General features: G+C 36.5%; 23 protein-coding genes. 13 read left to right on the forward strand and 10 right to left on the reverse strand.

Features of this window, described 5'->3' with window-relative positions:
• The first annotated feature begins 9 nt into the window (after nt 1–9).
• From R4Z09_RS05405 to R4Z09_RS05425, 5 genes are all read left to right on the forward strand, one after another.
• Nucleotides 10–1527, forward strand: coding sequence for a coproporphyrinogen III oxidase (locus R4Z09_RS05405; RefSeq protein ID WP_338451321.1), 1518 nt, complete (start codon nt 10–12; stop codon nt 1525–1527).
• Nucleotides 1528–1671: 144 nt separating this feature from the next.
• Entirely contained in the window at nt 1672–2574 is a 903-nt protein-coding gene (locus R4Z09_RS05410; protein WP_338451322.1) for an ABC transporter ATP-binding protein, read from the forward strand.
• Entirely contained in the window at nt 2567–3820 is a 1254-nt protein-coding gene (locus R4Z09_RS05415; RefSeq protein ID WP_338451323.1) for an ABC transporter permease, read from the forward strand. The genes R4Z09_RS05410 and R4Z09_RS05415 overlap by 8 nt, the downstream gene beginning before the upstream one ends.
• A gap of 161 nt (nt 3821–3981) precedes the next feature.
• Nucleotides 3982–5199 carry a DNA repair exonuclease gene (locus tag R4Z09_RS05420; RefSeq protein WP_338451324.1) on the forward strand — a complete coding sequence of 406 codons (1218 nt, stop codon included), beginning with the start codon at nt 3982–3984 and terminating at the stop codon, nt 5197–5199.
• 13 nt (nt 5200–5212) lie between these two features.
• Nucleotides 5213–8191, forward strand: a complete 2979-nt coding sequence (locus R4Z09_RS05425; RefSeq protein WP_338451325.1) for an ATP-binding protein — start codon at nt 5213–5215, stop codon at nt 8189–8191.
• A gap of 37 nt (nt 8192–8228) precedes the next feature.
• Here the strand turns inward: R4Z09_RS05425 and R4Z09_RS05430 are convergent, their stop codons facing one another.
• A complete protein-coding gene (locus R4Z09_RS05430; protein ID WP_338451326.1) occupies nt 8229–9470 on the reverse strand; it encodes an HD domain-containing protein in 1242 nt (413 codons plus the stop codon).
• A gap of 179 nt (nt 9471–9649) precedes the next feature.
• Here R4Z09_RS05430 and R4Z09_RS05435 point away from each other — a divergent pair, with 179 nt between their 5' ends.
• Nucleotides 9650–9847, forward strand: a complete 198-nt coding sequence (locus R4Z09_RS05435) for a sporulation YhaL family protein (protein ID WP_338451327.1) — start codon at nt 9650–9652, stop codon at nt 9845–9847.
• A 69-nt stretch (nt 9848–9916) separates the two neighbouring features.
• Here R4Z09_RS05435 and R4Z09_RS05440 read toward each other — a convergent pair whose 3' ends face one another.
• A complete protein-coding gene (locus R4Z09_RS05440) occupies nt 9917–10777 on the reverse strand; it encodes a peptidylprolyl isomerase (RefSeq protein WP_338451328.1) in 861 nt (286 codons plus the stop codon).
• A gap of 184 nt (nt 10778–10961) precedes the next feature.
• On the opposite strand from R4Z09_RS05440, the gene R4Z09_RS05445 reads away from it, so the two are divergent.
• Together R4Z09_RS05445 and R4Z09_RS05450 are read left to right on the forward strand one after the other, a co-directional pair.
• A complete protein-coding gene (locus R4Z09_RS05445) occupies nt 10962–11042 on the forward strand; it encodes a YjcZ family sporulation protein (protein ID WP_338453206.1) in 81 nt (26 codons plus the stop codon).
• 71 nt (nt 11043–11113) lie between these two features.
• Nucleotides 11114–11206, forward strand: coding sequence for a YjcZ family sporulation protein (locus tag R4Z09_RS05450; RefSeq protein ID WP_338451329.1), 93 nt, complete (start codon nt 11114–11116; stop codon nt 11204–11206).
• A 102-nt stretch (nt 11207–11308) separates the two neighbouring features.
• Here R4Z09_RS05450 and R4Z09_RS05455 read toward each other — a convergent pair whose 3' ends face one another.
• Both R4Z09_RS05455 and R4Z09_RS05460 read right to left on the reverse strand, forming a co-directional pair.
• Nucleotides 11309–11491: a hypothetical protein gene (locus R4Z09_RS05455; RefSeq protein ID WP_338451330.1), complete on the reverse strand. Its 183-nt coding sequence runs from the start codon at nt 11489–11491 to the stop codon at nt 11309–11311.
• A 164-nt stretch (nt 11492–11655) separates the two neighbouring features.
• Nucleotides 11656–12204 (reverse strand): DUF3267 domain-containing protein, encoded by a 549-nt coding sequence (locus tag R4Z09_RS05460; RefSeq protein ID WP_338451331.1) that lies wholly within the window; start codon nt 12202–12204, stop codon nt 11656–11658.
• Nucleotides 12205–12564: 360 nt separating this feature from the next.
• Between R4Z09_RS05460 and R4Z09_RS05465 the strand changes: the two genes are divergently transcribed.
• Nucleotides 12565–12903, forward strand: a complete 339-nt coding sequence (locus tag R4Z09_RS05465; RefSeq protein ID WP_338451332.1) for a DUF1878 family protein — start codon at nt 12565–12567, stop codon at nt 12901–12903.
• 5 nt (nt 12904–12908) lie between these two features.
• On the opposite strand, the gene R4Z09_RS05470 is transcribed toward R4Z09_RS05465, so the two are convergent.
• From R4Z09_RS05470 to R4Z09_RS05490, 5 genes are all read right to left on the reverse strand, one after another.
• Nucleotides 12909–13484 carry an HTH-type transcriptional regulator Hpr gene (locus R4Z09_RS05470; RefSeq protein WP_422392249.1) on the reverse strand — a complete coding sequence of 192 codons (576 nt, stop codon included), beginning with the start codon at nt 13482–13484 and terminating at the stop codon, nt 12909–12911.
• Nucleotides 13485–13736: 252 nt separating this feature from the next.
• Nucleotides 13737–14093: a YtxH domain-containing protein gene (locus R4Z09_RS05475; RefSeq protein ID WP_338451333.1), complete on the reverse strand. Its 357-nt coding sequence runs from the start codon at nt 14091–14093 to the stop codon at nt 13737–13739.
• A gap of 509 nt (nt 14094–14602) precedes the next feature.
• A complete protein-coding gene (locus tag R4Z09_RS05480; protein ID WP_338451334.1) occupies nt 14603–15130 on the reverse strand; it encodes a tryptophan transporter in 528 nt (175 codons plus the stop codon).
• Between the two features lie 131 nt (nt 15131–15261).
• The gene (gene serC, locus R4Z09_RS05485; RefSeq protein ID WP_338451335.1) at nt 15262–16344 is read right to left on the reverse strand and encodes a 3-phosphoserine/phosphohydroxythreonine transaminase; all 1083 of its coding nucleotides are present in this window, start codon (nt 16342–16344) and stop codon (nt 15262–15264) included.
• 165 nt (nt 16345–16509) lie between these two features.
• Nucleotides 16510–16929, reverse strand: coding sequence for an HIT family protein (locus R4Z09_RS05490; RefSeq protein ID WP_338451336.1), 420 nt, complete (start codon nt 16927–16929; stop codon nt 16510–16512).
• Nucleotides 16930–18078: 1149 nt separating this feature from the next.
• Here R4Z09_RS05490 and R4Z09_RS05495 point away from each other — a divergent pair.
• From R4Z09_RS05495 to R4Z09_RS05510, 4 genes are all read left to right on the forward strand, one after another.
• Entirely contained in the window at nt 18079–18819 is a 741-nt protein-coding gene (locus R4Z09_RS05495) for an ABC transporter ATP-binding protein (RefSeq protein ID WP_338451337.1), read from the forward strand.
• Nucleotides 18812–20023: an ABC transporter permease gene (locus tag R4Z09_RS05500; RefSeq protein ID WP_338451338.1), complete on the forward strand. Its 1212-nt coding sequence runs from the start codon at nt 18812–18814 to the stop codon at nt 20021–20023. Before R4Z09_RS05495 ends, R4Z09_RS05500 begins: the two co-directional genes overlap by 8 nt.
• A 66-nt stretch (nt 20024–20089) precedes the next feature.
• Nucleotides 20090–20806, forward strand: coding sequence for an EcsC family protein (locus R4Z09_RS05505; protein WP_338451339.1), 717 nt, complete (start codon nt 20090–20092; stop codon nt 20804–20806).
• A gap of 120 nt (nt 20807–20926) precedes the next feature.
• Nucleotides 20927–21598: a phosphatase PAP2 family protein gene (locus tag R4Z09_RS05510; protein WP_338451340.1), complete on the forward strand. Its 672-nt coding sequence runs from the start codon at nt 20927–20929 to the stop codon at nt 21596–21598.
• A 571-nt stretch (nt 21599–22169) separates the two neighbouring features.
• Here the strand turns inward: R4Z09_RS05510 and R4Z09_RS05515 are convergent.
• The gene (locus R4Z09_RS05515) at nt 22170–23048 is read right to left on the reverse strand and encodes a LysR family transcriptional regulator (protein WP_338451341.1); all 879 of its coding nucleotides are present in this window, start codon (nt 23046–23048) and stop codon (nt 22170–22172) included.
• Nucleotides 23049–23248: the final 200 nt, after the last annotated feature.

The following is a 23248-nucleotide window of genomic DNA, read 5'->3' on the forward strand; positions in this document are numbered from 1 at the left end:
GTGATTTTATTGTATTTAACCATTAAGGGTTTAGATGACGAACGGTTTATTCGGCCGCTTGAATTAATTGCGAATTTATTTTTTGAAGAAACAACCATTTCTTTTAAAAAGGAAGAAAATAGGGATTTAATAATTCAATTTTCGCTTGATATAAACGGTAATACGGTATATGTAAAAGGAAAGCTGCTTGATCAAGCAGGCAATGAAGAAAGCGCAGAGTATGAGAAGGAATTATCCGGTTACCAAACGGAAAAGGAACAATTTAAACAAGTAAAAAATGCTGTGTCTCATGCGTTTTTAACGATGCTGCAAAATTGGACCGGGATGATTCAAAAGTGGGGAATCCTGACAGGAGTCAGGCCGACAAAGCTTATGCACCGCAAAATGCAGGAAAAGATCTCTTTCGAGTCTGCTCATAAGCAGCTCAAGGAAGAATATTTAATTACAGATGAAAAACTTAAGCTTATGCAGCAGATTGTTGAACGGCAATTGGCGGTTGTTCCTGATTTATATGAACTGCGAAATGAAGTGAGCATTTATATTGGTATTCCCTTCTGTCCAACAAAGTGTGCTTATTGTACGTTTCCAGCCTATGCGATTAATGGCCGTCAAGGGTCAGTTGATTCATTCCTAGGAGGACTTCATTATGAGATGAGACAAGTAGGAAGGTGGTTAAAGACCCACAATATTAAAGTGACAACTGTTTATTTCGGCGGCGGTACACCGACAAGTATTACTGCTGAGGAAATGGATATGTTATATGAAGAAATGTATACGTCCTTCCCGGATGTCAGTACGATCAGAGAAATCACAGTTGAAGCTGGAAGACCTGATACCATTACAAAAGAGAAGCTTGATGTATTGAAAAAGTGGAAAATTGACAGAATCAGCATTAATCCTCAATCACATATCCAAGAAACACTTAAAGCGATTGGCCGTCATCATACAGTTGAGGAAACGGTCGAGAAATTCCATTTAGCCCGCTCGATGGGAATGAAAAATATTAATATGGATTTAATTATTGGTCTCCCTGGTGAAGGGATTCCTGAATTTACCCACACCTTGAATGAAACAGAGAAATTGCTGCCAGAATCTTTAACCGTCCATACGCTTTCATTTAAAAGAGCATCTGAGATGACCAAAAATAAAGAGAAATATAAGGTAGCTGACCGTCAGGAGATTAGCCTAATGATGGAGCAGGCAGAAGAATGGACGAAGGCTCATGATTACCATCCGTATTATTTGTATAGACAGAAGAATATATTGGGGAACTTAGAAAATGTAGGATACAGCTTAAAAGGGCAGGAAAGTATTTACAATATCATGATCATGGAAGAACAGCAAACAATTATCGGACTTGGCTGCGGAGCTTCGAGTAAATTAGTTGATCCAAAATCGGGGAAAATCACCCGTTTCGCAAACCCAAAAGATCCGAAAACCTATAATGAAAACTATGAATCCTATACGAATGAAAAAATTAATATGCTTTCTGAGCTTTTTAATGTGAAAACAACCTTTGCTAATTAACGCAAAGGTTGTTTTGCTTATGTAAAGAAGATTAGTATTCCCGCTTAAAATTGTTGCAAATTCTTGAAAAATTGCCAGGCTTTTTCCAAAATGAAACTTTTATTCGTTATAATCGTAGAAGGGATAGTAAAGGAGGGATAGCAAATGGCATTACAACTGCATAATGTTACGAAGCGGTTCGGGGATTTTACTGCAGTGGATCAATTGACATTAACGATTCCTGAAAAAGAGATGTTTGGCTTTTTGGGTGCAAACGGCGCAGGGAAAACGACCACATTTCGGATGATTCTCGGCATCTTAAATGCAAGCAGCGGATCGATTACATGGGATGAAAAGGAAATTGACTACTCAACGAGCCCTCTTATCGGTTATTTACCAGAAGAAAGGGGTTTATATCCAAAGCTAAAGGTTCGTGATCAAATGGTTTATTTGGCAAGACTACGGGGGATGGGCAAGAAAGATGCGATGAAGGAATTAGATTATTGGCTTTCTCGTTTTAAAGTTCCTGAATATGCCGATAAAAAGGTTGAGGAACTTTCAAAAGGGAATCAGCAAAAAATCCAGTTTATTGCATCGGTTATTCATAAACCAAAGTTATTAATTTTAGATGAACCATTTAGCGGTTTGGATCCTGTCAATGTTGAACAATTGAAGGAAGCAGTTCTTGAATTAAAAGACAACGGGACGACGATTGTCTTTTCAAGTCATCGAATGGAGCATGTAGAGGAAATGTGTGAGCATCTCTGCATTTTACATAAAGGCAAAACAGTTGTGCAAGGTGCTTTACGGGATATCAAACGAGCATATGGGAAAAAGAACCTCGTTATCCATGCTGATTTTAATCTTGAAGAGTTAAAGACGTTTCCTGGTGTAACGGGAGCAAAGGTAACACCTGAAGGCATTTCATTGCAGATACAAGATGAAGAAGTTACGGCACCTCGGATATTGAAAAGCATTTATGATAAAGGATTCATTACAAAATTTGTTCTAGAAGAGCCTTCGCTAAATGATATTTTTATCGAGAAGGTAGGTGCTTCGTATGAATAGGTTTTGGATCATTCTTTTTCACACTTATTTAAGCAAACTGAAAACAAAATCATTTATTATTACCACCTTGATTACGGCCCTCATCTTAGTCGGTTTAACGAATATGACGAACATTATTGATTTTTTCAATAAAGGAAATGAAAATGAGAAAATTGCCGTTATTGATGAAACAGGTGAACTATTCCCGCTACTCTCAGCGCAGCTTAAGACGGTCAATGATGAATTGGAATTGGAAGCATATTCTGAATCAGAGAAAAAGGCTGAAAGTGAAGTAGAGAAGGAAGTTTATAAAGGGCTGTTAATCTTAAGGTTTAATGAAGATCAGCTGCCAAGTGGCACCTATAAATCTTTAAGTGTGGCAGACTCTGGTGTTCCAGGTGATATAGAGTTCTCACTTCAACAAATTAAGGCACAAATGGCAGCCGCTCAATTACAGTTAACAGCTGATCAGCTCGGCAAATTATCTGAACCAGTATCTTTTGAAAGAGTTGCCCTAAAGGACAACGCCAAAACACAGGAAGAATTAAGTCAGGCGCGCGGTCTTGTCTATGTGATCTTATTTGTTATTTATTTTGCTGTCATTATGTATGCCAATATGATTGCAATGGAAGTTGCGACAGAGAAGTCTTCGCGTGTCATGGAGATACTCATTTCAAGCGTTTCGCCGATTAAGCAAATGTTTGGAAAGATTCTCGGCATTGCGTTGTTAAGTTTGACACAAATGGCTGTTCTTTTAGCAGTTGGCTATTATTTTATCAAGAAGAATCTTCAATCCTTACAGGGGGGATTTTTCGACTTTCTTGGATTTCAAAACATTCCGTTAGCAACCATCATTTATGCATTAGTATTCTTTATCCTTGGCTACTTCCTTTATGCTACACTCGCAGCCTTTCTTGGTTCGCTTGTCAGCAGAATTGAAGACGTCCAGCAGATGATTACGCCAATGACTTTTATTATTGCAGCCGGCTTTATGATTGCCATGTTTGGACTAAATCAACCGGATACGACATTTATTACGATTACTTCCTATATTCCGTTTTTCACACCAATGCTGATGTTTATGCGTGTCGGAATGCTGACGATACCTGTTTGGGAGCCGATCCTGGGAATTGCGATCCTGCTTGTATCGATTATCTTCCTGGCTGTCTTTGGTGCAAGAGTGTATAAAGGCGGCGTATTGATGTATGGTAAATCAAACTCATTCAAGGATATTAAAAAAGCGATTCAATTATCGAAGAATGATTAAATCAATCTGAAAAAAAGAGACCCTCTTTTCATTACAAGTAATATAAAAAGAGAGTCTCTTTTTTGAAATCGGCATAGAACGTGCATTCGCTTTTTAGAGATGGTAAAATGGAAACAAAAGATCTCTCGAAACAAGGAGAATAACGAAGTGGAGAATGGTTTATGAAAGAAATTACTTTTATCCATGCAGCAGATCTGCATTTGGATAGTCCAATGACAGGGCTTTCACATCTGCCAAAGGAAATTTTTGAACGGTTGAAGGAGAGTACGTTTGCTTCATTAAAAAAAATAACAAATGCTGCTATTCAACATCAGGTTGATTTTGTTATCTTGGCAGGGGATTTATTCGATGAACAGGATAGAAGTGTACGTGCTCAAACAAGACTGCGCAAAGAAATGGAAAGGTTGGAGGCCCATCATATTCACGTTTACGTTGTGCATGGAAACCATGATCATTTGAATGGGACATGGGTTCATTTGGATATGCCGGAGAATGTACATGTGTTTGGTGGACAGGCGGAAGTAAAAACATTTACAAAGCCTGATATAATAACTCGTCTGTATGGATTCAGTTATGAAAAAAGGCATGTAACTGAAAATCGGCTTCATGAATATATCAAAAAGGATGGGGCGGATTTCCATATCGGAATTTTGCATGGTCATCATGAAAGCTCTAGTGAGCATCGATCGTACGCACCATTTCGCTTAAAAGAACTACTTGAGAAAAACTTTGACTATTGGGCATTGGGGCATATCCATAAAAGGATGATTCTGCATGAGAATCCGTATATTATCTACCCGGGAAATATACAAGGCCGAAACAAAAAAGAAACAGGTAAAAAAGGCTGTTATCTTGTTTCCCTGAATGGGTCAGAAACCAAGCTTGAATTCATTGATACTGCTTCGATTCAATGGGAAGAGATGCTGTTGAATGGGCAGGAAGTGAACCATTTTCAAGACCTGTATGCTTTATGTCAAAGAGCTATTGAGGAAAAGCGAGTGCCTAGAAAAGGGATGCTATTATCGATTACATTACAAAATCTTCATCTAGAAGAGAAAGAATTAACAAGTGTGCTTAATGGTGATCTCCTGCAGGCGCTGCAAGAGGAAGAAAAGGAAGAAGACTCTTTCGTATGGACGATGAAATTAAATGTTGAGCAGTCGTTTTCGTGGGATAGAGACCAGCTTGAAAGAGAATCAGATTTTTATGTTGAATTATTTCACACGGCAGATCATTTTGAACAGATCACAGAGAGCATATCTCCTTTATTTGAACATCCTTCCGCAGTCAAATTCTTAGCGCCTCTTTCTGAGAAAGAAAAACAAGATCTTCAGCAGCAAGCATTACATACACTGTTAGGCTTATTGCAAAAGAATTAAGGAGGTGAACCATTTGAAAATTATTGAAATCTACATATATGGATATGGTAAATTTGAGAATCAGAAATTTACCACTCTCCAGGACCAGCACGTATTTTTCGGTGAAAATGAAGCCGGAAAATCAACAATTATGTCTTTTATTCATAGTATCTTATTTGGTTTTCCTACAAAACAGCAATCAGATCTTCGCTATGAGCCAAAAAAAGGTGCAAAATATGGAGGGCAGCTGACTGTTCTTTTTCCTGATCAAGGGACCGTTGTTATTGAAAGAGTAAAAGGTAAAGCGGCCGGGGATGTTGTGGTCAGGATGGGAAATGGGATCGTTGGTGGAGAAGAGCTATTAAAGAACTTGCTTTCATCGATTGATAAACAGATATTTCAAGCGATCTTTTCCTTTAACCTTCATGGTCTGCAAAACGTCCATCAGATGAAGGGAGAAGACCTTGGCCGCTTTTTATTTTCAACGGGAACAATTGGCTCAGATCGTCTGCTAAAGGCAGAAAATGAGCTTATGAAAGAATTAGAAAACCGCTTTAAACCAAATGGCAGAAATCCAAAGCTTAATAGTAAGTTGAAGGAGCTGCGCGGGTTAAGAAACGAATTGCGTAAAGCGGAAGAAAATAATGAACAATACACAAGTCTGCTCGAGAAAAGAGATTTGCTTGAAAATCGCATCAAAGCTCTAAAATCAGAATCTATCATGTTAACTGCTCAGCAAACCCGATTAGAAGAGTGGAAAAAGGTATTTCCTCTCATGCAAAAGGAAAAACAACTAAAAAAAGAGCTCTCTCATTTCAATGATATAGTTTTCCCGGAAAAGGGACTTGAAGAGTTTGAACGGTTAAAACAATATGAGCAGGAGCTGGAACGGAAAAGAGTAACGCTTAAGCAACGTATCGAACGTTTAAAGGAAGAGTTAATTTCACTTAAACCGAATTTTGACCTGATCGAAAAAGAAAATGAACTTACGACAGCAGTTGAAAATTTGCTGCTGTTAGAAAAATGGGAGCAGGAAAATGTTAAGCTGCAGGTTAAGCTGAAAAAGTCGGATGAAGACATACTGCTTTTACAAAATAAAATGCATTTGCCTCTTACAGCTGATGAAATTCTCTTGACCAACACAAGTGTATTTATGAAAGAAAAAGCAGCCAATTTGCATGCAAAACAAAAGCGTTTGTTAGAAAAAAAACATGAGCTTGATGATCATTTTCAAGAAGAGAAAAGGCAATTAGAGGAGATGGAAGAAAAGGAAAAATTATTAAAGGGTGAGCTGCTGCCGGATACGGAAAGAAAAAGACTGCAGGAGCAAATCTCTCGTTTTGAATCAAGTGAAAATCTGGCCAGTAATTATGAGGAAATAAAAAATCGGCTGGCTCTTTTAACAGCATCACTTGAGAAATCATCTGCTAAAGTGAAAAGTGACAAGCTGCAGTATATATTCTTTGCCATCTTCTTTTTCATTCTTTGCGGGTGGGGAATATACTCAAATACTTTTATGCTGGTGATTGCAGGTGGAGGAGGGGTTATATTTGCCGTCCTTTCTTATATGAAAATACGATCAAGCTCAGATTCTCTTTTACAAACGGAAATTCAGCAGCTTCAAAAGAAAAAGCTGGAATTAGAGAATGTAATGAGCCAGCCAAAGGAACATATGGAGCTGTTAGAGCAAAAACTTGAAAAGGATACAAGGCAGAGGGAGCAATTCATCGATTTAAAAAGTATGCTCAAAAGACAGCAGGAGCTCTATGATCAAGTGATTGATCGTTTTGAAACATGGGAAAGAGAATCGTTACAGCTTAATAAAGAGCTGCTGCTTGTTGGAAAAGAACTGCGGATTCCAAAAGAGCTTGCAGTCAACTATTTATTTGATGCTTTTCAATTAATTGATGAGTTAAAAAAGAATTACCAAGAGCGTGCGTATCTTATTGAACAATTGGATACAAATAAAGCGGCTATCAGAGAAGTGGTGACGCCAATTAGAAGTCTAATCCAACAGTTCTTATCTGATGACAATATCCCACTTCAAGAAGCAGCCCATCTGTTGAAGCGGTCATTACGGGAAGAGCTGGATAAGCAGGTTAAATATAAGGAAAAAGATGAGCAGCTAGCGATTCTTGAGGACGAATATCAAGTTTATCAGCTTGAATGGGAAAGGATAAGCACTGAAATTTCCGCACTTTTTTCTGCTGCTTCCGCTAAAGATGAACTGCAATTCAGGGAGACTGCCAAAAAGGCAGCAGATAAAACAAAACTCATGGAAGGAATGAGTAGTCTAAGGTTTCAACTAAAGCTCTCTCCTTTTTCTGAAAAAGAGGTTGCACAGCTTTCCGAAAGACCTGTGGAAATGTTCATTCAGGAAGTTTTGGATAAAAGAACAAATCAGGAAAAAGAGTTAACCAAATTACAAGAGGAATTAGCAGCGATAAAATATCAAATCCAAATGCTTGAGGATGGAGGAAGCTATGCCGAGCTTCTCCATCATTTTAAACAATTAAGAGCAGAGTTTGAAGAGGATGCACGAGAATGGGCCCGCTTTGCCGTAGCGAAAGAGCTTCTTTGGAAAACGGTCAATAAGTACAAACAAGAGCGTTTACCAAAAATGCTTAGCCTGGCAGAAAACTTCCTGCAATTTTTAACGGAAGGAAGCTATTATCGGATCATTCCAAAACAGGATGGCAGCGGCTTTTTAATCGAAAGTAAGGACCATCTTCTTTACGATGCAAACGAGCTTAGTCAAGCTACGACTGAACAAATATATGTATCATTACGGCTTGCGCTTGCACTTACTGTGTATGAAAAGTATAAATTTCCTATCATTATAGATGACAGCTTCGTAAATTTTGACAAGGCAAGAACTAGCAGAGTCACAGAACTATTAAATGAACTAAAAGATTACCAAATCCTATTTTTTACCTGTCACGAGCACCTCTTGCACTATTTTCCAGGCGCAAATATCACGCGCCTCAATAAACAAAGTTCAGTCTCGACATAATAAAGAAGGGTGTCCGTTTGGGGACACCCTTCTTCAATTATTTTATTTCTTCTGTATTTTCGTATCTGCTATCGAGGTAGTCTACGATATGAATCATGTAGCCTTCGATTGTTTGCGGGCTTCGAATACAGGAGCCCCATTCAGGAAGGCCGTGGTGACATAAAATGCAATGGGACATGTGATGGATCTCTTCAAGTGAAACTGAAATTCCTTCGGTTTCAATTATTTTAGACAGCATGAGGACGCCGTATGGAATATGTCCTATCATGACTCCCAATTCATCCATGATAATGCCTGTTTGTTTACGATTTTCGATTGCTGTATGATCAGCGGTCGGAAATAAAAATTTAAATTCCTCATATTTTTTTCCAGCATGATCATATTCAAGCAGTTTCCCAATATCGTGATATAAAATACTAGTCATGATTAGGTCATAATTTGGCTTTTTATCAAGATACTCCATCATGCCGTAGAGCATTTTATACAAATGATCAATCGTGTCTTTCCAGACAAGCTGCTGAGCATTCACATTAGCAGTTTGAATTTGGCTCCATAAGTCCCTTTTGTGAGCTTTCTCAACATGATTAATTAATTTTATGACGGCCTGGTAATGATTGTAATGATTGTCTTCAAATTTTAATATGAATCTAGCAAATCGCATTAATCCTACTGTATGCTTAAGCAAACCGCCTAAATAATTATGATGGTAGCCCTTTGCGGCGGGACGGAGACAAAATTGATCCCAAAACCTGTGCATGGCTGCTAAGGAAATATCTTTATATGGAGATTCAAGCTCATTCAAATAAGAAAATAATTCAATCGTTAAGTCTTCGATACTTTGTTTTGTGTAGGCTAGTAATGCAAATGGATTTATATCTTCTTTACATGGTTCAATCTTGTTAATGGAAAGAGATTTATGTCCTTTAAAATCTTCTACTTTTGCTTCTATGTCAAAAAGGGAATATTCGTCCAGCAGCGGTTTGGTTGTCTCTACAGCACCTTGATTATCCCACATTTTTGCATTGATGCTGCCAACATTGTTGCTGAATCGCATTTTTAAATACTGTTTCCCGGTCTTCGTTGTTTCAACGCTATAATCACAAAGGAGCAAACGAGCGCGTACCAGGTTGCCATTCATTTCATCTTGTAACTGAAATGATTCCTCTCCGGCAGGTAAGAGCGGCGGTGGAAAATCATGCAGTATTTGCTCACGTTCTAATTCAGACGCCTCAAAACGAACAGGAATCAAACCATAAAAGTATGTGGACTCTTCAGTCAACTATATCACTCCTATTAATTTAAACCGCATTTACTTAATATAATAATCTATCTACCATTTTAACCTACTTCATGATGCTTTTGCGATTAAATTGTTCTATTCCCTATAGTTTCTAATTAGTCATACCGATAGGCTGCTGCACATATAATAGATTATCAACGATAACGAATGCAAAAGAGGTGAAAAAAATCGATATTCCATTTTGGATCTACTTTGTTGTTGCGGGGATTATCTTAAGTGCCTATATGGTGATTCGGACTGGCAGGGAAGAAAGAATGATCGAGGAGGAAATAATAGAAAAAGAAGGAGAAATCTATATGCAGCGATTAGAGCGTGAAAGGGAAGAAAAAAAGAATACACAAAATTCAGCAGGATGATGTAAAAAAAAGGGGCTGTCCCTTGGGACAGCCCCTTTTTTTTGTTACATCAGGAGATTGGATTGTATTTTATTTTTTTGACTCATCTTTAGCTGTTTCTTCTCCTAAAACTCCTTTTAGGTCTTCATCGTTGATTTTCACGTCGGCTGCTTTCATTTCCTTATTAATAGTCGCCATAATATTTTCCTGCGTCATTTTAGATGCTTTATACTTTTTCTCCATTTCATCCTTCACTTTGTCAAACGGTTCCGCTTCCTTCTTTTCTGTTACTTGAATGATATGGTAGCCAAATTGTGATTTTACAGGTTCGCTTATTTCATTGACATCTAAAGCATAGGCAGCCTTTTCAAATTCAGGAACCATTGCTCCGGGACCAAACCAGCCAAGATCGCCGCCTTTCTCAGCTGATCCATCTGTAGAGTATTCTTTAGCCAAATCCTCAAACTTTTCACCAGCATCGAGCTTTGCCTTCACTTCTTTTGCCGTTTCCTCATCCTTTACAAGAATATGACGGGCCTTAATCTCTGGTTTGTAATTCTCTTCATAGTATTTTTTGATATCTTCTTCTTTTACATCCTTCAATACTGCTTTTTCGATAAGAACCTCTAATTTTACGTTCTCGTCCTTTTTAAATGCTGCTTCATCTTCAAATCCATATTGAAGATAGAATGTATCACCAAGCTGCTCCTTATATTCTTTAACCTTCTCATCTAAATCTTTATCGGTCACTTTATACTTGTCAGATAGTACCTTTGTGTATAGAAGCTGCTGCAGTACCATTTCGCCTTGTTTGTCCTTCATTGCTTCATAAAATTCATCTTTTGTTATATTGCCAGCCTTTGATTCAGCGACTGAATCAGATCCTCCGTTACAAGCACTTAAAGTAAGTATTCCGGCCGCTAGTGTTAAGGGTAATATCCATTTTTTCACGTGTAAACACTCCTAAAATTAGTCTAAGTCGATGATTCAACAATCATTACTATAACATAATTTGGATACAGAACAAATTATTACTGTCCATTTATCCAGTATATTTTTAAAAAATTGGGTATTTGACCATCCCAGATTTAAAAATTGTACATATGATAAAACGAAAGCGAAAGGAGGTAGGATAATGAGGCACTATAGCAATGGATTTGCGTTAATTGTTGTCTTGTTCATTTTATTGATTATTGTAGGGGCTTCCTTTTATTAAGAGTATAGGCAGCAAATATTAATTTGCCACTTAAGATAGCCACATAGGTCATTACGAAAGGAGGTGATACTATGGGTGGTCAATCTTACGGGTACGGCGGAGGATTTGCGTTAATCGTTGTTCTATTCATTCTATTAATCATTGTAGGTGCTGCTTGGCTATAAACTGATCTTAGTCTTGTAAACTTCATGAAAACAGACAGCGGTGAGAATTATCTCACCGCTTTTAAGGGTTGCCAATGTTTTGTTTTCAATCTAAAACGTTTCTTAAACCGTAAATAGAATTTCAACGTAGGAAGAAATTAATAAGATGGTCACGAGAATATTGATCGTATGGAATACAGTAGATTGTTTCTCCTCGGGAATCTCTTTTTGCAGACAAAGAGAATTCGTCATCTTATTAATATTAAATAATATAAAGCATGCAAATAAAATGAAAATGTAGATCATCAATGATTTCCTCCTTTTGAGAGGCAGATTATACTTAAAAAGCTACCTAAATGGAATAGTATGATATTTACATTAGCAAAAAAATCAAAAAAAAGATAGATAAAAATGTCATTTAAAATATTTATTTATGTTGAAAACCCCCTGTACTAGAGGTTTCGTTATCATTATGAATTTGGATGCTTGACTAATATTTCAAAGCCATTCTCATTCTCTTCAATATATGCTTGATTAGGTGCTGTTAAGACATTTTTAATATAAATAAAATCAGACACACATAATCCTATATGAAAAGCTAGTAAAATGGTAAAATAATGAACATAGTGGTTAAATACCCAGCAGGCAGCAATAAGAAATCCATTAATGACAAAAAATGGTGCAATCAAAGTGGCAATATATTGCCATTTTGAGATTGGTTCAATAATCTGTATTTGAAAAACAGGAAACATGAAATATTTAATTTGAATACTATTTTTTATTTTATTTTTTAAATGTACAAGCGAGAAAAAGTGTATAATTTTATGGATTGGATACATAAGCAATAACCCAATTATCAATAATAAAAAATATTTATCGTATAATGAAGATCTTACGAATAAAAAGTTTGCAGGTACATATAACAAAATAAACGTGGATAGCATGGTTAAGATAGACAAAATGAAGACACGTTGAGCGCCGTATTGTTTATTAAGGTTTATCTCCTTCCAGCAATTCATGCGATCAGCCTCCAAGAGGAGAATTTTTAACTTCATTCAGCAGATGTCCTCTACTTCTAAGTTAAAGGTCGAATGCAAGAAGCTCTCCGATTCATTGGGGTTTAATACCCTGCTGAATAAAGTTAAGCCTCCGGCGGATGTCACGGATTTTTAAGGGAAATTTATCGAGCGAGCTCGATAAAATCCGGACGCAAATTCGACGAGCAAATTTGATTTACTAAACTTACAAAGTTACTGTACGATGAATGTAAAAAAAAATCAATAGGAAAAACAATTGCTTCTTTTCGCAGTATTTTATCGACTTTCTTCCCATTTAGGGAGCAGGTGTCATGGAAAACGAAAATAAAGAGGGGAAAGACAATGGATTTGGAAGCATTACTAGAGAGGATCGAACGACTTGAATATCATCAATCCTTGCTGTTGGAAATGAACCAAACAACAAAGTATGCATTATATAAATTAATTATTGATAAAGGAATAACGGAGAAGGAAGTACAAAGGTTATTTAAACTTTGTGATGAATTGAGCAAAGAATTAAAAGAACAGAAAGCGGAAGGTTTTTTGAATTTTCATCCGCTTTTCAATAAGTTTACTATGAAATTGCAATCCGGCGGGCTACATGCTGAGGATGTCATTGCTGCCTGTATTACCCAGGGGTTATATTTCCCGCTAATGACAGAGTTAAAAAAGTATCTATAAATGGTTTAGATAAGCTCTGTCTTTTGAGGGACTTTCTTCTGTAGCTTTCCTTCACCCTCAACAAATTCTTTGTCAATATTGTTAAAGGATTTTTCAAAAATTTCCATAAAGTCGTCACCATAAATATTGCGAACAATTGCCATTACTTCTAACATTTCTGGGAATTTCCCATAAATATCTTTTAGAGGCAGGGAGGAAGTATATGCAGCATTTTCCGCTGGATCATAAGCTTCCAAGATTTCTAAAAAGATATTTTCCCCTTTTTCGGTAAGTTGAATGTACGTATTACGCTTATCGTTTTCTTTTTTAGAAAATTGCAGAAAACCACGTTCTTCTAACTTTTTTGAAAAATTAAAAGCTGTTGAAACGTGCATGACCCCAAATTTAGCAACATCTGAAATAGACGCACCATTTAAATGGTAAGCAATCCATAAAATATGGTGCTCGTTGATATTGAGATCATACGGCTTAATCCATTGCTGCCAATCCTTTTCGATTGACTTCCATAATGCCTTACTCAGTTGACCAATTCTTTGACTAAATAACAGAGCTTCCTTTATTGTATACTCTTTTTCTTCCATCCTCTTAATCACCCTTTTTTTATATCTGTATATTCATTATGCCAATAAAATAAAGATTAATAAAGATATAAATTTACCAAATTTTTAGAATATCCCATAATTCTTGTGTAGAATAGCTGTTTGAAGGCTTTTTAAAACAGGATTAAATAAACCACTATTTTTATAATATATTTCTTTTCGATTTAAAAATAAAAAAATCCTTCTTTTTAGAAAGGATTTTTTTAATTTTTTGAAAATTTATTCAAAATAATCTTATTTTTTACTTAATTCTGTTTCGAGCTCTTGAATACTCCTTTCGATTTCGGCTATTTCCTTTTGTAATTCTCTTTGATGCGGCTTTATTTCTTGCTGCCAATTAGCTACAGTATGCTTAATATCTAATATAAAATCCTTTAATGTTTCCGTTCCCTCTGAAGACGCTTCTCGAATTCCCTGATTTAACTCTTTTAGATTCGATTTCAATTCACCTAGCTGTTTAAGGACTGTATCCTTGGATTCTTTAAGACTGTTTCGCGTTTCCTCACCTGATTTTGGTGCCATAAGCAATGTACTGATACCAGCAGATACACTGCCTATCAAAAAGCCAATTAAGAAAGACTTTCCTTTCATCAAAACCACCCCATCCCGCATAATAACAATTACTTCTATAAAGTAGAAATAGAATCCTGTTGAAATTACTATTTTTATTGAATTGTTTGCAAAAGAATTTAATTTTTTATGTATGTGAATAGAATTATGTTGGTATAACTGATGTCTGCCAACCAGTAAAGTTAAGGTATATCTTATGGGAATGGGCGGAGATGAATTAGCGCTTTAGGATTGTTATATCTTCAAACTAACAAGCATACACTGTATTAAGCCTTGTCTTACTAAAGGAGTGCGATCACAATCATGATGACATTATTCTTCGTCTTAAGCATATTTTCTTTTTTTAAGAGCATTCATTATTTGATTTCTATTAAAAAACCAGGTGTCTACCCGCCGAAATATATTCTGATAAGACGTTCTAAAGCGATGGCGTTAGTGGGGCTGCTCTTTTTCCTTATTGGATGCATGATTGGATTATTTCACTAGCAATAGAAAAAACCCGTCGATGGACGGGTTTAAGTCTGTCATTATTAACTAATGGTATGTTGCTGTGTCACTTTTGTTCTCTTAAGAATGGATGTAGCCACTGGGTACAAAACAATCATCACAATCGTATTTACTGCTGCTGCCGGTAATACTACCGTAGCAAATAATGCTGCAAATGGTCCCGGAAGACCTACAATCAAAGCAGCAGAGCCTAAAAAGACGATGCCTGAAATGACTGTGCCAACCGCGGTTAAGATAGCAACTGAAATGATTGATTTGTTGAACTTGTTGAACGCAAGGAACAAAGCAAAAAACATAAATGATGTAACAAATTTATCGATAATATTAGGGAACAAGCCTCCAGGAAAGGTTGTAGTCAAGCCTGAAATAATACCGGTAGCTAGACCAAGAAGCAAGACGCTTTTCTTATCCGGGAATAAAACAATCCCTAAAAACATCATTGTTAACATCATATCTGGTTTCATGCCAAGAAAAAATCCCGGAACAACAGCATGGAGTACAGTTCCCATTCCTACTAACAGAGCAAGGGCAACAAGGTTTTTTGTTTTCAATTCTAATCTCTCCTCTTCTAAACTAAGCTAATGTTTTTTCTTCTCCTACAGTGCACTCATTGCCTGCAGCGAAAAGTTGCTATTATTATACCATGATTTTTTCTGTTATTGTTAAAAATGCAATCTTCTTATTAATAATTTTTTCTGAAGTCATTCATAAACTGGGCAAGACGTTCAACATTTTCATATGGAACAGCATTATAAATGGACGCCCGGCATCCACCGACAGAGCGGTGTCCGTTTAAACCGACAAAGCCTGCTTCCTTCGCTTGCGTTAAGAAGCTCTTTGTTGCTTCTTCAGAATTTAATGTAAATGTAACATTCATTGTAGATCTGCTGTCAAGCTCTGCATGACCATTGTAAAAACCGTTACTATTATCAATTTCATTATAAAGAAGGGAAGCTTTCTGTTCATTCTTCTTCTCAATCACCTCTAGTCCGCCTTGATCAGTCACCCATTTTAAGACGAGTGATAATAAATAAATTCCGAAGGTTGGAGGTGTGTTATATAATGAATTGTTTTTTGCGTAAGTGTTATAGTTTAACATGGTTGGAAGATTATCACTTGACCGCTCTAACAAATCCTTCTTCATGATCACAACTGTTACACCTGATGGTCCAAGATTTTTCTGTGCTCCCGCATATATCAAATCAAATTGTTCAATATTTAATGGCTTGCATAAAATATCACTTGACATATCAGCGATAAGCGGAACATTTAATCCAGACGGGAATTGTTTCCATTGAGTACCATATATCGTATTATTGCTTGTAATGTGTACATATGCTGCATCACTAGGAATTGAAGATGCGTCAAGGACAGGGATATTTTTATAATTATTTTCCTTACTGGAGACGGCAACTTCTGTTTTACCGACTTTAACTGCTTCTTTTAGGGCTTTTTCAGACCAAGAGCCTGTTAATGCGTAGTAGGCTGTCTGCCCTTCTTTAAGCAAGTTCATTGGAACCATTGAAAATTGTAGGCTTGCTCCGCCTTGTAAAAATAAAATTTCATATTGATCTGGAATGGAAAGTAATGAGCGTAATAAGCTTTGAGCTTCATTATGAACGGCTTCATAATCCTTACTTCTATGACTTAGTTCCATTACAGACATGCCGGTATTTCTAAAATTCAATAGCTCATTTTGAGCTTCTTTCAGTGCCCATTCAGGAAGGGCAGCAGGACCAGCATTAAAATTTAGCGCACGGTTCATTAATAAATTCCTCCTATGTTTTAGTTACTGTATTTTGTTCGTACATTCACGAGAACATACAGTAAGTGAAATATTTTTATTTAATATTATCAGAAATTGTCGAAATGTAAAACTGATTTTAAATATTTAGAAATAGGACAAAAAAATTCTCCCAAAAGGAGAATTTTAAAGATGACTGCTGATGTTTTCGGCCATTTGTTGTAAATCAAAGGAACTGTAATCACTTTGATTATTTTTCCAAACAGCTCCAAATCCATCGCCTTCACCGTAACGAGGGATTAGGTGCAGATGAAAATGGAACACAGATTGGCCTGCTTTTTCACCGTTGTTATTCATGGCATTTAATCCGACTGGATTATAGGCTGATTTCAATGCATTGGCAATTTGAGGGGCAACTTCAAAAATATTCTTAGCAATTTCAGGTGTTAATTCAAACAGATTTTCTTTATGTACTTTTGGAATAATTAATGTATGACCTTTTGTCACTTGGCTGATATCAAGAAAGGCAACAACATGTTCATTTTCAAAAACCTTTGCTGATGGAATTTCGCCATTGACAATTTTACAGAAAATACAATCACTCATTTTTATTCAACCCTTTCATACAACTAGTGGATTTTCCTAATATTGTAACATATTTATTAACAAAAGCGGAACGTCTACTAAAAGCCGCTACGTCCTGTCGCGCAGAGCCCGATTGAGGGCTGAAGCCCCAAAAAAAATCTTATGGCGATCGTAGACGACATCCTTTGCAAGTAGCATAAGAAAAGGGCAGGATTCGCAAGGAATCCCGCCCGATGCAGGGGAATTATCATATACAACGTTTCTATTACAGGTCATTTTCTGCCGTAAACACCTCATTTATTAGTTAAATGTTTGTGTTTATTTAGAAACAGATCCTTTGTTCAAGCTAACCATCCCCTATTTTTTATAGTTTTTGCAAACATATAAAATTTCGGTTACATGGTCTTTGATAAACACCTCATTTTCAAATTGTTTGAAATTATCGGTGCAAAAGATCATCTTGGTTTTCATACAACTTGTGCATTACAACCATCCCCTTATAGGAACGTTTTTAGCATATGGGTGTTATTGAATGACATTGTCTTTGACAGACACCTCATTTCAATTGGTTGATGAATGAACCATCATTATCATATACAACGTTCTATTACAGGACATTTTCTGCCGTAAACACCTCATTTATTAGTTAAATGTTTGTGTTTATTTAGAAAACTGATCTTTGTTCAAGCTAACCATCCCCTATTTTTTATAGTTTTTACAAACATATAAAATTTCGGTTACATGGTCTTTGATAAACACCTCATTTTCAATTGTTTGAAATTATCGGTGCAAAAGATCATCTTGGTTTTCATACAACTTGTGCATTACAACCATCCCCTTATAGGAACGTTTTTAGCGCATATGGGTGTTATTGAATGACATTGTCTTTGACAGACACCTCATTTCAATTGCTTGATGGAATCATCAATTGCTTTCCCCTACATAAATTAGAATGTCCGTAGATGTAATTTATATACATGTCAGCTGGAATTTTTATAAAAACTTTAGAAACCCAGTCATTCTTAAAGTTAATTGTCTAAACTGGACAACATATTAACCGATTTCTTACAATATAAAGGAAGCATGAAGCATGGGGACGGTTCTTTTGCTTCCAAAGAAGCAAAAGAACCGTCCCCATGTTTCGATAAAAGTACAGGAAGGACGTTTTACATGTCTTTGTTAGAAATTAAACATATTACAGGCGGTTATACAAGGAATCCTGTGTTAAAGGATGTTTCCTTTACGGTTAATAAAGGAGAACTTGTTGGTTTAATTGGTCTAAATGGTGCCGGGAAGAGTACAACGATTAAACATATTATTGGTTTGATGGAGCCGCATAAGGGTGAAATAACCATCAATGGAACAAAATTTGAAGAGGACCGTGAAGGATATCGAAGACAGTTTACGTTTGTTCCTGAAACGCCCGTTCTTTATGATGAATTAACACTTGATGAGCATTTGAGATTAACAGCAATGGCCTACGGGCTAGAGGAGTCGGTTTATCGTGAACGGGTTACAGTCTTATTAGAGGAGTTTCGCATGTCTAAACGACTTAAATGGTTTCCTGCCCATTTTTCAAAGGGAATGAAGCAAAAGGTTATGATCATGTGTGCTTTTCTGGTCCAGCCCTCTTTATATATCGTGGATGAACCGTTTGTTGGCCTGGATCCGCTGGGGATTCAATCTTTATTAGATTTAATGAAGCAAATGAAAGAAAATGGTGCGGGTATATTAATGTCTACCCATATATTAGCTACGGCCGAGCGTTACTGTGACCGCTTTGTTATTTTACATGAAGGAAAGGTGCGTGCTTATGGAACACTCGAGCAATTACGCCAAGAGTTTGCTATGCCGGGGGCAACTCTTGATGATCTTTATATTCAATTAACAAAGGAAGAAAGTAATGTTTGACGAAAAACTATTGTGGAAGGAACGGTTTGGCCGGACAAGCAAAGAGTTTTCCCGTTACCTCCGCTATATCTTTAATGGACATCTTGTGATTGTATTCGTCTTTTTGATTGGGACGGCTGCCTACTACTATCAGGAATGGTTAAAAACAATCCCTGATACGTTTCCATCTGCTATGATTATGGCACTTTGTCTTGCTTTTCTTTTAACCTACAGTCCGATTTTTACATTTATGTCTGAGGCAGACCGTATCTTTCTGCTGCCGCTTGAAACAAGGCTGACAGGTTATTTTAGAAAATCGCTGATGATTAGTTTTTTTGGGCAGATTTATTTACTCGTTATTGGTTTGGCAGTTTTCATGCCAATGTATGCAGCGGTAAACGAGGGGAATTTTAAAAGTTTTTTTCCCTTTTTAGCGTTGATGCTAGTTGTAAAAGGGATTAATTTAATAACAAGATGGTATGTTCAATATTACCGAGAAACGAATGTCCATAGAATCGATTCGTTAATCAGGTTTATTGTGAACCTAGTCTTTCTGTATTTATTATTTTCAAACGCCACTTTGTATTTCATATTAGCCTGTTTGCTCATTTTTATTGGTTTGTGTGTATACTATAAGCAGCATACGAAGGAGAAAGGCTTAAAGTGGGAATTTTTGATTGAACAGGATGAAAGAAGGATGACTTCCTTTTATCGCTTGGCGAATTTATTTACAGATGTGCCAAAGCTTAAGAATCGAATTAAAAGAAGAGAATGGCTTGATGGTCTTCTGCTTCGGATTCCATTTCGCCAAAGTGAATCATTTACTTTTCTGCTTATGAGAACATTCTTGAGGTCCGGAGATTATTGGGGATTATTCGTCCGTTTGACACTTATTGCAGGAGCGGCGATTTTCTTCTTAACCTGGGGAATTGGTCAAGTCATTCTTGTTGTATTATTTATCTATTTAACCGGCTTTCAGCTGCTGCCGTTATGGAAGCACCACCAAAATCATTCGCTCCTTGCATTATATCCAATTAACGGACAAGTGAAGGAAAAGGCTTTTCTTGGTTTTCTCCGAAAAGTCTTATGGACCCAATCCGTCCTTTTGTCGCTTGTTTTAGCAGTCAAGGGTGATTTCATGTTTGCCTTAGCGTCATTAGCTGCAGGGATTGTCTTTACTGTTTACTTTGTTTCTTTTTACAGTCAAAGAAAAATAAGATCATAAGACCTGTTCATACTATGAAACCAATCGTCTTTCCATACGTAGTTGTTATTTGAAGGAGTGGTAACAATGAGTGAGTATGAAGTCCGGGCTTATCAGGAAATCCAAGCTTGGAAACAAAGAATATTGAAGCGTCCCAAAATGGTTCAGCGTTTTACAAAGCAGGTTCAAGTAAAAATAAATGAAAAAATACCAGATAAAGCACATGAAGTCATAACAGATGCAATTAAAAATTTTGTGAAAATGACGTTAACTGGTTCACAGTTAATGACGAGAAAAAGCGATGAGACTCATTTGTCGCTTGCAGAACGAGATCGTCTGCTGACAGAAAAGTTATCCACTTATCGAAGGACAGCGGTCATTGAAGGGGCAGGAACGGGAGCAGGAGGCATATTATTAGGGCTTGCTGATTTTCCGCTTTTGTTATCTATTAAGATGAAATTTTTATTTGAGGCCGCAACGATTTATGGGTTTGATACGAAAGAATATGAAGAACGAATTTTTATGCTTCAGGTCTTTAAACTGGCGTTTTCCAGTGCTGAGAAAAGGGCGGAAACAATGGAGATCATTGAAGCATGGGAAGAGAGAAAAGCAGAACTTATTGAATTGGATTGGCAGGAGTTTCAGCAGGAATATCGTGACCACATCGATTTTGTCAAAATGCTGCAGCTCGTACCCGGAATTGGTGCCGTTGTCGGTGCTTTTGCCAACTATAATCTACTAGACCAGCTTGGTGAAACAGCACAAAATTGTTATCGTCTTCGATTATTAAAGAAAACCCCTTAAGCAATTAGGGGCTTTTTTCTTTGTAGAAGGGAAATAATCTTATAACAATTTTCACTATTTAAAACTATTATATAGTATAATCTTCCTGTTCATTGTATAGATAGGGAGTGTGAGAAAATATTGAATATTAAAAGAGGACTTATTGTATTTGTAATAGCAATAATAGCATCCATTTATTTTGTTATTGTGGCAAGAAGTAATGAACCAACATTGCTAGATCAAGCATTATCAGATAGTATAACAGAAATATTTCCAGAACAAACCTATTCATTCTTTGAGGTGGTAACGGAGCTTGGAGATAAAATCGGAATAGGGATTGTTGCTCTAATAATGCTCCTTTTACTTTCGGTAAAAATGCGTGATTATTTCGGGATAGGGGTGTTGGTTTTTGCTGTTGCGCTTGGCAATGAGGCAAGTAAATTGATAAAAGAGCTTGTAGGGAGAGAAAGACCAGCTACTGCCATAGAAGTCGAATCATTGAGCTTTCCCAGCGGTCATGCAATGGTAGGGCTGATACTCTATATGCTTGCAGCTTATCTATTAAATAAGAGTATAAAAACTTCACGCACAAAATGGTTGATTGGATTGATAGCTTTAATCATTATCCTTTTAATTGGCTTAAGCAGGATTGTTCTTCAGGATCATTTTCCTACTGATGTACTAGGTGGATTTTCGCTCGGTATTGTTTGGACTATGTTATGGATTTCTTTTTATGAATGGTTATATGTACGATTTCCTAAAAAAGAAGCTAACCTGTTGATAAGTAGTTCCGATAATGTGGAGAAAATGTAAAAAAACATTCGAAATTACAACAGAAAAGTCAATAGAAATAACAAACGGAAACGCATGGATAACAGATAGAATAATCCATGCGTTTTATTTTTAATTGTATGATTCAACTTTTTTGTGGGCATTGAGTACGTTATTATCATAAATAAATCTATTTTGGAGAGCCTTTGGACACTGAGTACGTTATTTGCTAAAAATAACGAAAAAATAACAACTTTTTATATAAATAGCGGAAAGTATGTCCTATAAAAATGTATAACCACAATTATTACTGCAAATAACGGAACGTGTGTCCTGTTAATAATCAACATAGTAAAAAACATTACTTTTAACATTCCAACTTACAAGATGACAATAGTTAATGTCACTAAGTTATTTTGTGTGTTATTTGCTATGACTTTTAATATGCTAAAGTTTGATTTTCATTGATATAACAATGATTATAAGCACCTAAATTACTATGTGATTTAGCCTGTTAATTAATATGATATTTTATCCGTTTCTCCACAAAAACTGAACTACTTAACCTGTTGTAGCTTCTTTTATTGTGGAAATGTTTCTAAAAAGAGTTCTATCAAAACATGTCAATAAACCTTTGTGCACCTTTTGATAGAGGACGATTTTGATCCCAGATGAGAGAGATTTTATTACGAAGAGGACAATCCTCTATTTCAACAATTTTAATATCGTCTGACGGGTGAATGGAAAATGTTGATTTTGGCATAACAGCTGCTCCCATCCCGGTTGCGACAAAGGAAAAGATAATGCCAGCGTCATGAGATTCGCAAATGATGTTCGGTTTGACTCCTTGTTTTATACAGGCATCTTGGAAGGCAGTATATTTTCCATGCTTGTTTTCTCGTACGAACATGATAAGCGGAATGTCTTCGAGATCCTTCATACAGATAGATGTTCTAGATGCATCCCACTCCCATTTACTTGGGGTGAATAATACATATGGCTCTACGAGTAAAGTTTTCGATTCATAACCTAGATGCAGATCTGATACGAAGCGAACGACAGCTAATTCTACTAATCTATCCTCTAAAAACTTAACAACTTCATGAGGGTGGCCGTCCTCTATACGAAACGTAACGAGTGGGTATTGTTTGTGGAACGCTTGAATTCTTTCCGGTAAATAGGCCACGGCACATGTTTTTGCCGTACCGATCGAGAGCTGTCCCCGTAAGCCATCTCCCGTTTCCTTCACTTCCATTACCGTGTCATCGATTTGAGTTAGAATACTAACCGCCCGTTGGTAGAGTAACATTCCAGCCTCCGTTAACTCGACACTTCTGCTGTTTCTGATAAACAAAGCGGTCCCTAGCTCTTCTTCAATTAGCTTTAACTGTTGGCTTAAGGGCGGTTGAGCCATATTCAATTTTTTTGCAGCTCGTGTAATTTGGCCTTCATCTGATACTGTCACAAAGTAACGTAATTGACGTATATCCATCTGATAATCACCTATCCATATTTTAATCGTATCGCAAATCTATTAAATAGATATTTGAAATATTAGTATACCAAATGATACTATTTAAATAAATAATATTCAGAATAATAAAAATTCTAAACAACAATTGCTAGATGGCATCTAGCAAGAGACCGTGCGCATGGTTTCAATGCAAGAATGAAGAGTTAAGGAATAAAGCC

Source organism: Niallia oryzisoli, from assembly GCF_036670025.1.
Taxonomy (GTDB): domain Bacteria; phylum Bacillota; class Bacilli; order Bacillales; family Cytobacillaceae; genus Bacillus_BD; species Bacillus_BD oryzisoli.